This is a genomic window from Variovorax sp. 20P10.2.4 (assembly GCF_058244205.1).
The window spans coordinates 1-13832 of the sequence record NZ_JBZAYE010000155.1 but is presented as its reverse complement, the minus strand read 5'-3'; the positions used below and the strand labels follow the sequence as shown (position 1 = coordinate 13832).

13 protein-coding genes are annotated in these 13832 nt (G+C 66.9%); 6 read left to right on the top strand and 7 right to left on the bottom strand.

Going from position 1 to position 13832, the window contains the following annotated elements; genetic code table 11:
• From AC27VN_RS16730 to AC27VN_RS16710, 5 genes are all read left to right on the top strand, one after another.
• A partial coding sequence (locus AC27VN_RS16730; protein ID WP_490877250.1) for a helix-turn-helix domain-containing protein occupies positions 1 to 217 on the top strand: 217 nt, incomplete at its 5' end.
• Positions 204 to 824: a 1,6-anhydro-N-acetylmuramyl-L-alanine amidase AmpD gene (ampD, locus tag AC27VN_RS16725; RefSeq protein ID WP_296780782.1), complete on the top strand. Its 621-nt coding sequence runs from the start codon at positions 204 to 206 to the stop codon at positions 822 to 824. The genes AC27VN_RS16730 and ampD, both read left to right, overlap by 14 nt.
• Positions 825 to 1174: 350 nt before the next feature.
• A complete protein-coding gene (locus AC27VN_RS16720) occupies positions 1175 to 4093 on the top strand; it encodes a ribonucleoside-diphosphate reductase subunit alpha (RefSeq protein WP_093353452.1) in 2919 nt (972 codons plus the stop codon).
• 214 nt (positions 4094 to 4307) lie between these two features.
• A complete protein-coding gene (locus AC27VN_RS16715; RefSeq protein ID WP_490877249.1) occupies positions 4308 to 5531 on the top strand; it encodes a ribonucleotide-diphosphate reductase subunit beta in 1224 nt (407 codons plus the stop codon).
• A gap of 197 nt (positions 5532 to 5728) precedes the next feature.
• Positions 5729 to 6229: a histone H1-like DNA-binding protein gene (locus AC27VN_RS16710; protein ID WP_082321630.1), complete on the top strand. Its 501-nt coding sequence runs from the start codon at positions 5729 to 5731 to the stop codon at positions 6227 to 6229.
• A gap of 121 nt (positions 6230 to 6350) precedes the next feature.
• On the opposite strand, the gene AC27VN_RS16705 is transcribed toward AC27VN_RS16710, so the two are convergent.
• The 7 genes from AC27VN_RS16705 to AC27VN_RS16675 form a co-directional block, all read right to left on the bottom strand.
• A complete protein-coding gene (locus AC27VN_RS16705) occupies positions 6351 to 7256 on the bottom strand; it encodes a carbohydrate kinase family protein (protein WP_490877248.1) in 906 nt (301 codons plus the stop codon).
• A gap of 77 nt (positions 7257 to 7333) precedes the next feature.
• The gene (locus tag AC27VN_RS16700) at positions 7334 to 8899 is read right to left on the bottom strand and encodes a zinc-ribbon and DUF3426 domain-containing protein (RefSeq protein ID WP_490877247.1); all 1566 of its coding nucleotides are present in this window, start codon (positions 8897 to 8899) and stop codon (positions 7334 to 7336) included.
• Positions 8900 to 8987: 88 nt separating this feature from the next.
• On the bottom strand, positions 8988 to 9872 hold the full coding sequence (gene prmA / locus AC27VN_RS16695; RefSeq protein WP_490877246.1) for a 50S ribosomal protein L11 methyltransferase: 885 nt from the start codon (positions 9870 to 9872) through the stop codon (positions 8988 to 8990).
• Positions 9873 to 9888: 16 nt separating this feature from the next.
• Positions 9889 to 11238, bottom strand: a complete 1350-nt coding sequence (gene accC / locus AC27VN_RS16690) for an acetyl-CoA carboxylase biotin carboxylase subunit (RefSeq protein WP_093353440.1) — start codon at positions 11236 to 11238, stop codon at positions 9889 to 9891.
• A 2-nt stretch (positions 11239 to 11240) separates the two neighbouring features.
• The gene (gene accB / locus AC27VN_RS16685) at positions 11241 to 11693 is read right to left on the bottom strand and encodes an acetyl-CoA carboxylase biotin carboxyl carrier protein (protein ID WP_208513492.1); all 453 of its coding nucleotides are present in this window, start codon (positions 11691 to 11693) and stop codon (positions 11241 to 11243) included.
• A 100-nt stretch (positions 11694 to 11793) separates the two neighbouring features.
• Positions 11794 to 12339, bottom strand: a complete 546-nt coding sequence (locus AC27VN_RS16680; RefSeq protein WP_296799758.1) for a TlpA family protein disulfide reductase — start codon at positions 12337 to 12339, stop codon at positions 11794 to 11796.
• The gene (locus tag AC27VN_RS16675) at positions 12336 to 12935 is read right to left on the bottom strand and encodes a hypothetical protein (protein WP_208513493.1); all 600 of its coding nucleotides are present in this window, start codon (positions 12933 to 12935) and stop codon (positions 12336 to 12338) included. The genes AC27VN_RS16680 and AC27VN_RS16675 overlap by 4 nt, the downstream gene beginning before the upstream one ends.
• Before the next feature lie 105 nt (positions 12936 to 13040).
• Here AC27VN_RS16675 and mpl point away from each other — a divergent pair.
• The coding region (gene mpl, locus AC27VN_RS16670; protein WP_490877245.1) for a UDP-N-acetylmuramate:L-alanyl-gamma-D-glutamyl-meso-diaminopimelate ligase at positions 13041 to 13832 on the top strand (792 nt) is incomplete at its 3' end.

Here is a 13832-nt window from a genome sequence, read left to right as displayed (position 1 = left end):
CGTGGTGCCCACGCCGCTGCCCTCCGACCTGCAGGCCTACCTCGATCAGCAGGAGCGCGAGATCCTCGTGCGCGCGCTGCACGAGAGCGGCTTCAACCGCACGGCCGCCGCCGCGCGCCTGGGCATGAGCCTGCGCCAGATCCGCTACCGCATCGCGCGCCTGGGCATCAACACGCCCAACGGCGACGATGGCGCGAGCAGCCATGTCGACGACTGAAGACGGCCTGCGCGCCTCCGCGGGCGATGCGCTCTGGCGCGACGGCTGGTACCGCTTCGCGAAGGCGCTGCCCTCGCCCAACTTCGGACCGCGCCCCGCGCCGGCACGCGAGCGCATCGACCTCGTCGTGCTGCACTCGATCAGCCTGCCGCCCGGCGAGTACGGCGGCGACGCGGTGCAACGGCTCTTCACCAACCAGCTCGACTGGGACGCGCATCCTTACTTCGAAAGCATTCGTGGGCTCGAGGTGTCCTCGCATTTCTACGTGCGCCGCAACGGAGAACTCTGGCAGTTCGTGAGCGGCGACGATCGCGCGTGGCATGCGGGCGTGTCGTCGTGGCGCGGCCGGGACAACTGCAACGACGACTCGATCGGCATCGAGCTCGAGGGCCTCGAGGGCGGGCCGTTCGAGGACGCGCAGTACGAGACGCTCGCGAGCCTCGCCGCGGCGATCGCGCAGCACTATCCGATTGCGCACATCGCGGGCCACGAGCACATCGCACCGGGCCGCAAGCAGGATCCCGGCGCCGGCTTCGACTGGCATCGGCTGCGCGATCATCTCGGCTGGGGTCCACACATGTTTCCCTCGCAGGTGGTGGAACGCTAATTTTTTCAATCGCTGCACGCCGTGCGATGCCCTGGGCTCGCAGTGCAGCAATCGCTCCATTCGCAAGCGCGATGCGTAGCAACCATGCGCCTTGCAGGCCCAAATCGGCTCGAAAGCCGCATGGAACGTGGGTTGCGAGAGGATGATCCACTGTTCATGCGGCATGGATGGCCGCGAAGCGCGGAAACAGCTTTCTCCTCCCTCTTGAAGCCTGAAGGAAAACGCTACATCTAGTGGGTTGTACACCCCCCGCACCCTAGATATAGTGTGTCCCGGCCGGCCTCAGAGCCGACGAAGCGGCCCCAGCAGCGCCGCTCATCCAACAAGAATTGCCAACCGAGAGGAAGCGAATGCAAACAGCACTGAATACACCTACCGCCGCGCGTGCCATCCCCTCCACGCCGCCCCAGTCCCCCCGCGACACCGCCGGTTCGCCCACCGGACAGAACCTCGCGCACTACCAGATCATCCGCCGCAACGGCGCCGTGGTCCCGTTCGAGCCGAACAAGATCGCGATCGCGATGATGAAAGCCTTCCTGGCCGTGCATGGCACCCAGGGCGCGGCCTCGGCCAGCGTGCGCGAGACCGTCGACGCGCTGACCCAGGCCGTCGTGAAGGCGCTGGTGCGCTCGCGTCCGGGCGGCGGCACCTTCCACATCGAAGACGTGCAGGACCAGGTCGAACTGGGCCTGATGCGCGGCGGCCACCAGGAAGTGGCGCGTGCGTACGTGCTCTACCGCGAACGCCGCACGCAGGAACGCGCGAAGCAGGGTGAGCAGGATGTGCAGGTCGCGGCCCCCGCGCTGCACGTGCTCGACCGCGGCGAACGCGTCGCGCTCGACCTCGGCGAACTCAAGGGCCTGATCGAGTCGGCCTGCCAGGGCCTGGGCGACAGCATCACGGCCGCGCCGATCGTGGCCGAGACGATGCGCAACCTGTACGACGGCGTGCCGCTCGACGAGGTCTACAAGGCCTCGATCCTCGCGGCCCGCACGCTGATCGAGAAGGATCCCGACTACACCTTCGCCACCGCGCGCCTGCTGCTGCACACGATCTTCAAGGAGATCGTCGGCCGCGAAGTCATGCCGGCCGACCGCGCCACCGCCTACGCCGACTACTTCCCCTCCTTCATCAAGAAGGGCGTCGAGAACGAGCTGCTCGACGAGAAGCTGCTGCAGTACGACCTGCCCCGCCTGGGCGCGGCGCTGAAGGCCGAGCGCGACAACCAGTTCGACTACCTCGGCCTGCAAACCCTGTACGACCGCTACTTCCTGCACGTGCGCAAGAGCCGCATCGAGCTGCCGCAGGCCTTCTTCATGCGCGTCTCGATGGGCCTGGCGCTCAACGAGATCGACCGCGAAGCCCGCGCCATCGAGTTCTACGAAGTGCTGTCGTCCTTCGACTTCATGTCGAGCACGCCGACGCTGTTCAACAGCGGCACGCTGCGCTCGCAGCTGTCGAGCTGCTACCTGACCACCGTGCCCGACGACCTCGACGGCATCTACGAGTCGATCAAGGAAAACGCGCTGCTCTCGAAGTTCGCGGGCGGCCTGGGCAACGACTGGACCCGCGTGCGCGCGCTCGGCAGCCACATCAAGGGCACGAACGGCGAATCGCAGGGCGTGGTGCCCTTCCTCAAGGTGGTCAACGACACCGCCGTGGCCGTGAACCAGGGCGGCAAGCGCAAGGGCGCCGTCTGCACGTACCTCGAAACCTGGCACCTCGACATCGAGGAGTTCCTGGAGCTGCGCAAGAACACCGGCGACGACCGCCGCCGCACGCACGACATGAACACCGCCAACTGGATCCCCGACCTGTTCATGCGCCGCGTGATGGAAAAGGGTTCGTGGACGCTGTTCTCGCCCTCGAACGTGCCCGACCTGCACGACCTGTTCGGCGCCGACTTCGAGAAGGCCTACGTCGCCTACGAAGAGAAGGCCGCGCGCGGCGAGATCAAGCCCAGCCGCACCGTGCAGGCCACCGACCTGTGGCGCAAGATGCTCACGATGCTGTTCGAGACCGGCCATCCCTGGATCACGTTCAAGGACGCCTGCAACGTGCGCTCGCCGCAGCAGCACGCCGGCGTGGTGCACTCGTCGAACCTCTGCACCGAGATCACGCTGAACACCAGCGACACCGAAACCGCGGTCTGCAACCTCGGCTCGGTCAACCTGCTGCAGCATCTGAAGGACGGCAAGGTCGACCAGGAGAAGCTCAAGAAGACGATCTCGACCGCGATGCGCATGCTCGACAACGTGATCGACATCAACTACTACGCCGTGAAGAAGGCGCGCGACTCGAACCTGCGCCACCGTCCGGTCGGCCTGGGCCTGATGGGCTTCCAGGACGCGCTGTACGACCTGCGTATTCCTTACGCCTCGCAAGAAGCCGTGCAGTTCGCCGACGAATCGATGGAAGCGATCTGCTACCACGCCTACTGGGCCTCGACCGAGCTGGCGCGCGAACGCGGCAAGTACTCGAGCTACAAGGGCTCGCTGTGGGACAAGGGCATCCTGCCGATCGACTCGCTCGACCTGCTCGAGAAGGCACGCGGCGGCTACGTCGAGGTCGACCGCTCGTCCACCCTCGACTGGGACGCGCTGCGCGCCAAGATCAAGGCCGACGGCATGCGCAATTCGAACTGCGTGGCCATCGCCCCGACCGCGACCATCTCGAACATCATCGGCGTGGACGCCTCGATCGAACCCTGCTTCGGCAACCTCTCGGTCAAGTCGAACCTGTCGGGCGAATTCACCGTGATCAACCACTACCTGGTGCGCGACCTCAAGCGCCTGGGCCTGTGGGACGACGTGATGGTGATGGACCTGAAGCACTTCGACGGTTCGCTGCGTCCCATCGACCGCGTGCCGCAGGACGTGAAGGCGCTCTACGCCACCGCGTTCGAAGTCGAGACGACGTGGCTGGTGGAAGCCGCCGCGCGCCGCCAGAAGTGGATCGACCAGGCGCAGTCGCTGAACATCTACATGGCCGGCGCCTCGGGCAAGAAGCTCGACGACACCTACAAGCTCGCATGGCTGCGCGGTCTGAAGACCACCTACTACCTGCGCACGCAGAGCGCGACGCACGCCGAGAAGTCGACGGTGCAGTCGGGCCGCCTCAACGCGGTGTCCTCGGGCAACGACGCACCGTCGGGCATGAGCGCACTCGAGGCCGCGGCCGCTGCGGCGAAGGCACAGATGAGCGCGATCCCCGCGACCGACATCGCCTTCTGCGGTGTCGACGATCCGACCTGCGAAGCCTGCCAGTGATGCACGCAGCGCACCGCGAACACAGCGCGGTGCGCTGCACTGCGAAGAGTGAGGCGCATGCGATGTCGTGCGATGACGGAGGCCACTTGAAGGCATTGACCGACATCGCACGATGCATGCGAGCAACATAACAACCACATAAATGGAGTGCGATGTGAACGAGCACTTTGCAACTCACATCGTTGCTCGGATAATTTGAGCATTGGATTTTTCTATGTTGACCTGGGACGAAGAAGTCAAGCCCTCCTTGCCAAAGGACATGCAACAAGGTTTGCATCACCACCCCTCGACCGGCGCTGCCGCCGGCCGTGCGGTGGATGTGTCGGCTTCATCGATGGCACAACCTTCGCTGCAACCCGTGCAGCAGCCTGCCCGCCAGGCCGCGCCCGCATCCGTCGGCGCCAGCGCTCCGGCTGAAACGCGCCGCGTCAGGGCCGCCGACAAGCGCATCATCAACGGCGAGACCGACGTCAACCAGCTGGTGCCGTTCAAATACAAGTGGGCGTGGGAAAAGTACCTCGCCACCTGCGCCAACCACTGGATGCCGCAGGAAGTGAACATGACGCGCGACATCGCGCTGTGGAAAGACCCGAACGGCCTGACCGAAGACGAGCGCCGCATCGTCAAGCGCAACCTCGGCTTCTTCGTCACCGCCGACTCGCTGGCCGCCAACAACATCGTGCTGGGCACCTATCGCCACATCACGGCGCCCGAATGCCGCCAGTTCCTGCTGCGCCAGGCCTTCGAGGAAGCCATCCACACGCACGCCTACCAGTACATCGTCGAGTCGCTCGGCCTGGACGAGAGCGAGATCTTCAACGCCTACAACGAGGTGCCGTCGATCCGCGAGAAGGACCAGTTCCTGATTCCGTTCATCGACGCGATCAGCGACCCGAACTTCAAGACCGGCACGCACGAGACCGACCAGACGCTGCTCAAGTCGCTGATCGTGTTCGCCTGCCTGATGGAAGGCCTCTTCTTCTACGTCGGCTTCACGCAGATCCTCGCGCTGGGCCGCCAGAACAAGATGACCGGCGCCGCCGAGCAGTACCAGTACATCCTGCGCGACGAATCGATGCACTGCAACTTCGGCATCGACCTGATCAACCAGCTCAAGCTCGAGAACCCCGGCCTCTGGACGGCCGAGTTCAAGGCCGAAATCAAGGCGCTGTTCATGCGCGCCGTCGAGCTCGAATACAAGTACGCCGAAGACACCATGCCCCGTGGCGTGCTCGGCATGAACGCTTCCATGTTCAAGGGCTATCTGCGCTACATCGCCAATCGGCGCGCGCAGCAGATCGGCCTCGAAACGCTCTTCCCGAACGAGGAAAATCCGTTCCCGTGGATGAGCGAGATGATTGACCTGAAGAAAGAGCGCAATTTCTTCGAGACCCGCGTGATCGAATACCAATCGGGTGGTGCGCTCTCCTGGGATTGAATATTTCGATAACAATAAATGAATTCAAGAATTGCCCTTGCCACCGACTGCGCCGAAGAGCGCGGCATGGATGAGGGCTCAGGTGTTCATGGTGCTGGAGCACGGAATCCAACGCCATGAATCACTCCAGCGCTACCAACATGCGCGGAGTGCTTCAATAGGTTGATTTTTTCAACTTGATCAAGGAGAAAACAGAAATGGCAACTGCAAAGAAAGCACCGGCTAAGAAAGCCGCAGCGAAGAAGGCTCCGGCCAAGAAGGTCGTAGCGAAGAAGGCTCCGGCCAAGAAGGTCGCCGCCAAGAAGGCTCCGGCCAAGAAGGTCGCTGCCAAGAAGGCTCCGGCCAAGAAGGTCGCTGCCAAGAAGGTAGCCGCGAAGAAGGTCGTCGCCAAGAAGGCTCCGGCGAAGAAGGCAGCTCCGGCGAAGAAGGCCGCAGCGAAGAAGGCACCGGCGAAGAAGGCCGCTGCCAAGAAGGCGCCTGCGAAGAAGGCCGCCGCCAAGAAGGCCCCTGCCAAGAAGGCTGCGGCCAAGAAAGCCGCGAAAAAGCCCGCTGCCAAGCCTGCCGCTGCTGCCAAGAAGCCTGCTGCGAAGAAGGCTGCCAAGGCACCCGCCAAGGCCGCTGCTGCGCCCGCTCCCGCTGCGCAGACGACGCTGAATCCCCAGGCAGCCTGGCCGTTTCCCACGGCCAGCAAGCCCTGAGTTTTCTCGGCAGCCCTGAAAAGGCATCAAGCCCGGCACCGCAAGGTGTCGGGCTTTTTCATTGGGCGAAGACGATCGCGAAACGACGGGGCGGTGGCATCCACCGCCGCGCCATCGCCCGTCAAGCCAGGCCGAGTGCCTGGCGATCGACCTGGTAGTTCTGCGGGCCGCGCTGCGCGATCTTGAGCGCGCCGACCTGGTTGCCGAGTGCCGCGCACCGCGCGAGCGGCCAGCCCTTTTCCAGACCGAACAGCAGCGCACCGCGCCATGCGTCGCCGCAACCCGTGGGCTCGATCACCGCGGTCGGCACCACGCCCGGCACATGCTCGCGCTCGCCGTTCGTCCACACCTCGCAACCCTCGGCCGCGAGCGTGACCACGAGGCCGCGCACGCGCTGCGAGATTTCCGCCAGGCTCCAGCCCGTGCGCTGCGACAGCATCTTGCCTTCGTAGTCGTTGACCACCACCCAGCTCGCGAGCTCGACGAAATGCTTGAGCGCCTCGCCGTCGAACATCGGCAGGCCCTGGCCCGGATCGAACACGAAGGGAATGCCGGCGGCCGCGAACTGCTCGGCATGCTGCAGCATCGCCTCGCGGCCATCGGGCGCGACGATGCCGAGCCGGATGTCCTCGCGCGCCGCGACCTTCGTGATGTGCGCCTGCTGCATCGCGCCCGGATGGAAGGCCGTGATCTGGTTGTTGTCGGCGTCGTTCATGATCATCGCCTGCGCGGTGAAGGTGTCGTCGAGCTGGCGCACGAACTCCGTGCTGATGCCCAGCGAGCGCATGCGCTCGATGTAGTCGGCGCCATCGCTGCCGAGCGTGGCCATCGGCAGTGCCGTGCCGCCGAGCGCATTGAGGCTGTAGGCGATGTTGCCGGCGCAGCCGCCGAAGTCGCGGCGCAGGCCCGGCACCAGGAACGACACGTTGAGGATGTGCAACTGGTCCGGAAGGATCTGGTCGGCGAACCGGCCCTCGAAGGTCATGATGGTGTCGAAGGCGAGGGAACCGCAAATCACTGCTGCCATGGGCTGATCCGTTGAGGTGAGGAAAAGAAAAAAGAGGAAGGAAGGCGTGGAGGCGAAACCGGCGGCTCGCCCCAGGCCTAGGGATAGAAAGCTTCCACGCGATAGCCCGCGATCGGCGGCAAGGCGTCCGCCTCGGATGCCGTCAGCGTCATCGGCAGCGAAGCCGCGCGTTCGCCGCGCGCCGCGAGCACCGCGGGCGCGCCATAGTCCGCCGGCGAGAGCACGCGCCGCACCACGGCACGCTCCTGCGTGTCGAGCAGCACCAGCTCGATCGACGGCATCGCGAGCGGCACCGCGGCGTTGTTGCGCAGGTTGAAGCTGAGCCGGTAGTCGTTGCCGCCGCTCTTCTCGCGCGCGAAGGCCGCGCCCTCGATGACGATGTCGCCGATGCGGCGCAGCGGCGCGAGCTCGCAGCCCGTCGCCTGGCACAGCGCGGCCAGTGCGGGGCGCAGCGAAGGCTGGCGCGCGACGATGCCGTCGCGTTCGTGCCGCAGGACCTGCACGGCGAGCAGCAGGACCGCGAGCACCGCGAGCGCGATCAGCCCGCGGCGCGTGCCGATGCGCTGCCAGAGGGACTTCGGTCGATCGTCGCTCTCGTCCTCGTCCGCCTCGTCGGTGAAGCGATGCGCCGCGCGATCCTCGGTCTCGTCCGCCGCGTCGAGCACGGAGGCGAAGGGCAGCAGCGCGGGGTCCTCGCTGTTCGCACGCGCCTCTCGTTCGTCGCGCGCCTTGGCGCTGGCGGCGATCTTGGCCGATCTGGCGCGCGCCCTGCGCAGCGCCTTCTGCATCTGCAGCTGGTCCTTGTCGTCGCCCGCCTCGGGCGCATCGGCGTCGTCGCGCTCGAGCTCGGTGTCCTCGTCGCCGTCTTCGTCGGCGCCGGAACGGCGCAGCGTTGCGAAGCCCGCGGGCTTGCCATTCGCCGGTGCCGCGGCCGCATCGGATCGACGCGTCCACACCGCGGGCAGCGGCGGCACCGGCGCGGGCGGCGGCGATGGTGGCGCGGCGAGGTTGAGGTCGATGTCGGGAAACGGCGGCAGCGAACTCGGCGGCGGCCGCCATGGCGGCTCCCGCGCCTCGAGGTCGGACCAGGGCTCGTCGGCGACGATGCCGTGCGCGGGCAGCGTGAAGTCCGCGCTGTCGCGCACCTCCGGGGACTGCGGTGGCGCGGGCGGCGGCGACGGCTCGGGCTGCGTGGGCGGCGGATCTTCGTTGACCTCGTCGTCGAGGAAGTCGGACTCCTCGACCTGCGGCGGAGCCGGTGCGAAGGAAGGCGGCGCCGACAGGCCGTCGAATCCGCCGGCCGGCTCTTGCGGCGGCGCTGCGCCCTCGTCGGCACGCGCAGCGAATCCGAAGCCGGTGTCGATGGACGGGGCCGCGGGCGCTGACGGCGTCGAAGCCTCGGGTTCAACGGGCTCCGCGCTCGGCGCGACCGCCGGCACCGATGGCACCGATGGCACCGGTTCCTGCGGCGGTGCGACGCCACCCGGTCGAGCCACCCCATCGGGCGTCTCGTGCAGATCGAGCGTCGCATCGAACACATGGCTGCAGCGACCGCAACGCACCCACCCGTCCGAGATCCGGAGCTGGTCGCGCACCACCTTGAAGGTGGTGGCGCAGGCGGGGCAACGCGTGACGAGGCTCATGAGGGGGCGATTGTAGGGTTGGGCCCTCGGCGCGACGTGGTGCCGGCAGCGCCGTTTGCGCCGGACCGCAGCCCCGGCGCGAACGCGTTCAGCGGCGTGCCGTCATGAGGATCCAGCCGTCCTCGCTGTCGCTGACTTCGAGCGCCACATAGGGCGCGTAGGCTTCCTTCAGCTCGTCGGCCTGGCGCTCGAGGATGCCGGCGAGCACCAGCGAGCCACCGGGCGCCACGCGCTCGCACAGCAGCGGCGCGAGCACCTTGAGCGGGGTCGCGAGGATGTTCGCGAGCACCGTGCCGTACTGGCCCTGCGCCGCCTCGGGCAGGCCCGTGTGGAGCGTCACGCCGTTGGCCTCGGCATTGAGGCGCGTCGAGCTCACGGCGGCCTCGTCGATGTCGACCGCGTCGATCTCGCCCGCGCCGTACTTCGCGGCACCGATGGCCAGGATGCCGGAGCCGCAACCGTAGTCGAGCACGCGCTGGCCCGCGAGCGCGCCGCGGGTCGCGATCCAGCGCAGGCACATGCGCGTGGTGGGATGGGTGCCGGTGCCGAAGGCCAGGCCCGGATCGAGCCGGATCACCTGCGTGGCCTGCGCCGGCGCCTCGTGCCAGCTCGGCACGATCCAGAACTCGGGCGTGATCTCGACCGGTGCGAACTGCGACTGCGTGAGCCGCACCCAGTCCTGGTCCTGCAGCTCGGCGATGCCCAGCAGCGTGCAGCCTTCGAAGAAGTCCTGCAGCGCGAGCACCGAGCCCGCGTCGCGCGCGAGCTCCTCGGTGGCGAACAGCGCGATCACGCGCGAGCGCTGCCAGCCCTCCTTGGGCGGCGGCATGCCGGGCTCGCCGAACAACGCCTGCTCGGCATCGGTCTGCGCGTCGGCGTCCTCGACCGAGATGCTCAGTGCGTCGAGCGCATCGAGCGCGTCGCCGAGGGACTCGATGCGCTCCTCGGGGGCCAGCAGGCGAAGTTCGAACATGGCGGGCAGGGACGGCTCAGCGCTTGTGCGCGGCCAGCCACTCTTCGAGGTAGTGGATGTTGGTGCCGCCGGCCATGAACTTGGCGTCGACCATCAGCTCGCGGTGCAGCGGGATGTTGGTCTGGATGCCTTCGATCACGGTCTCGTTGAGCGCGGTGCGCATGCGCGCCATGGCCTGCTCGCGGGTGTCGCCGAAGACGATGATCTTGCCGATCATCGAGTCGTAGTTCGGCGGCACGAAGTAGTTGGTGTACGCATGTGAATCCACGCGCACGCCCGGGCCGCCCGGCGGGTGCCACATCGTGATGCGGCCCGGCGACGGCGTGAACTTCCACGCGTCCTCGGCGTTGATGCGGCACTCGATCGCGTGGCCGTGCATCTGGATCTGGCGCTGCGTGAACGGCAGCTTCTCGCCGGCCGCCACCATGATCTGCGTCTTCACGATGTCGATGCCGGTCGTGAGCTCCGTCACCGGATGCTCCACCTGCACGCGGGTGTTCATCTCGATGAAATAGAACTCGCCGTTCTCGTAGAGGAACTCGAAGGTGCCGGCACCGCGGTAGCCGATCTTCTTGCAGGCGGCCGCGCAGCGCTCGCCGATCTTCTCGATCAGCTTGCGCGGAATGCCCGGCGCGGGCGATTCCTCGATCACCTTCTGATGGCGGCGCTGCATCGAGCAGTCGCGCTCGCCGAGGTAGACCGCGTTGCGGTGCTTGTCGGCCAGCACCTGGATCTCGACGTGGCGCGGGTTCTGGAGGAACTTCTCCATGTAGACCGAGGGATTGTTGAAGGCCGCCGCGGCCTCCGCCTTGGTCATCTGGATCGCGTTGATCAGCGCGGCCTCGGTATGGACCACGCGCATGCCGCGGCCACCGCCGCCGCCCGCGGCCTTGATGATCACCGGGTAGCCGATGGCGCGCGCGATGCGCTTGTTGGCCGTGGCGTCGTCGGAGAGCTCGCCGTCGGAACCGGGCACGCAGGGCACGCCGGCCTTGATCATGGACTGCTTGGCCGAGACCTTGTCGCCCATCGTGCGGATGTTGTCGGGCGTCGGCCCGATGAACTGGAAGCCGCTCTGCTCGACGCGCTCGGCGAAATTGGCGTTCTCGCTCAGGAAGCCGTAGCCGGGGTGGATCGCCTCGGCATCGGTCACTTCGGCCGCCGAGATGATGGCCGGCATGTTGAGGTAGCTCAGCGACGAGGGAGCCGGGCCGATGCAGACGGCTTCCTCGGCCAGCTTGACGTACTTGGCCTCGCGGTCGGCCTCGGAATAGACCATCACGGCCTTGATGCCGAGTTCGCTGCACGCGCGCTGGATGCGCAAAGCGATCTCGCCGCGGTTGGCGACCAGGATCTTCTTGAACATGGTCACTCGATGATGAACAGCGGCTGGCCGTATTCGACCGCCTGACCGTTTTCTCCGAGGATCTGGGTGACGGTGCCGGCCTTGTCGGCCTCGATTTCGTTGAGGATCTTCATCGCCTCGATGATGCAGAGCGTGTCGCCCTCGTTGACCTTGCTGCCGACCTCGACGAAGGCCGGAGCGCCCGGGCTGGCCGAGCGGTAGAAGGTGCCCACCATCGGGGACTTCACCGGGTGGCCGGCCGGAGCGGCCTCGGCCACGGGTGCGGCAGGTGCCGCCGCGCCGGCGGGAGCTGCTGCCACGGCGGGCGGTGCCGCCAGGGTCTGCACGTACTGAACGGGGGCGGCACCGCCGCCCTTGACGATGCGAACCTTGCCTTCGGTTTCAGTGATTTCCAGTTCGGAAATATTCGATTCGGACACCAGATCGATCAGTGTCTTGAGTTTGCGCAGATCCATGGGACTCCAGTGCCGGGTTTTCCGGTTATTAGGATACAACTAGGCCGAACATCGTTGATTGTCGGCTTTCGGCGGTTAACGCCGACCTGTGTATCTAATTCTAACTGTGAACGAGTTCACGTCGCCAACCCTCCAGGTCGGCCTCTTCGAGCTTGCCCATTTTACGGGCCGCCACCGAACCGTCGGCATTCAGCACCAGCGTGAACGGCAGGCCGCCGCCAGTGTTGCCGAGATTCTTGACCAGTTCCGTGCCCTGCAGGCCGGCCAATCCGGTCGGATAGGTGACTGGCGTGCGCTGCAGGAACTTGCGCACGGCGCTCGGCTGATCGATCGCCAAGCCGACGACTTGCCATCCGTTGGCACCATGATCGCGGAAGAAGCGATCGATCATCGGCATTTCTTCGACGCACGGCGGGCACCAGGTGGCCCAGAAGTTGAGCAGAACCGGCTTGCCGCGCAGGCTGGTCATGGCGAGCTCGCCGCCCTCGGGCCGCTCGAAGCGCTGGGCCCAGAAGTCCGCGCCGAGCGTTTCGCCGGCCGTGCCGCTGCCGCGATGGCGCCACCAGGCACCACCGAGGCCGGCCGCGGCGGCCACCACCGCCACGCCGCCGTACAGCAGGCCGCGTCGTGTGGTCGAAGAAGTCATCCGTTGTCCTTTTCTCTTTCAATCAGCCGCCGCAGCGCCGCCAGGTCGCCGCGCGGCGAACGGCCCTGGGCGTCGGGCTTGAGCGCGCCGCGCAGGTCGTCGAGGTCGTAGACCAGCAGGTGCACGCCGATTTCCTCGCCGAGGGCCCGGCTCGGCGCATGCACGCTCAAGGCCTCGACCTGCTCGCCATGGAAGCCGGTCACCATGCGCGGCTCGTAGTCCACGTGATGGTCGATCAGCGCGATCTCGGCCGACTTCGAATCATCGCAGAACAACTGAATATAAATGTCTGACAGCCGGGTGGCCGTGCCGTGCCAGACGGCGCCGCCCACATGGGGCCGGAACACGGCCATCCGCTCCATCCATTCGAGCGCCAGCAGGCGCAGCGCCTGGAGTTCCTTGGGCTGGGTGTCGGCGCAGAACAGCGCGATGTAGTCGCGGACCTCGGCCTCGACATCGTCGTTGTTCGGCAACGCGGTGCGCGCCGACAGGCCCAGGTCACGCAGCGCCCGGCGCTTGGCCGGGCCGTATTCGAGCCCCTCCTCGACCACGAGACGGGCGGCGGTGGCGGCGATTTCGCGCTTGGACGTGTCCATCGGGGCATTTTGCCCGCAGAGCATGGTCCGTACGATGAACATCAGTACCGCGGCCAAGGCCGTGGCCTCGGGCCGGGAGGATCGGCCTCCCTAGAATCGCCCCCCATGCATATTCATGTTCTGGGCATCTGCGGCACGTTCATGGGCGGACTGGCCGCCCTGGCGCGCGAGGCAGGCCACCGGGTCACCGGCTGCGACGCCGGCGTGTACCCGCCGATGAGCGACCAGCTGCGCGCGCTCGGCATCGACCTGATCGAGGGATTCGGCGCCGACCAGCTCGCGCTGGCACCCGACGTGTTCGTGGTCGGCAACGTGGTGTCGCGCGCCCGGCTGGCCGACGGCACGCCGAAGTTTCCGCTGATGGAAGCCATTCTCGACGCCGGCAAGCCCTACACCAGCGGCCCGCAGTGGCTGGCCGAGCACGTGCTGCTGGGCCGCCACGTGATGGCGGTGGCCGGCACGCACGGCAAGACCACCACCACCTCGATGCTGGCCTGGGTGCTCGAGCGCGCGGGCAAGGCGCCGGGCTTCCTGGTCGGCGGCGTGCCGCTCGATTTCGGCGTCTCGGCCCGGCTCGGCGACGGACCGGCCTTCGTGATCGAGGCCGACGAGTACGACACCGCCTTCTTCGACAAGCGCAGCAAGTTCGTGCACTACCGCCCGCGCACGGCGATCCTCAACAACCTCGAGTTCGACCACGCCGACATCTTCGACGACCTCGCGGCCATCGAGCGGCAGTTCCATCACCTGGTGCGCACCGTGCCGTCCACCGGCCGGCTGGTGGTGAATGCCACCGAGCCCAGCCTGGAGCGCGTGCTGGCCCAGGGCTGCTGGAGCGAGCTCGCGCGCTTCGGCGGCGAGGGCCCGGGCGCGCAGTGGCAGGCGCGCGGCACGCAC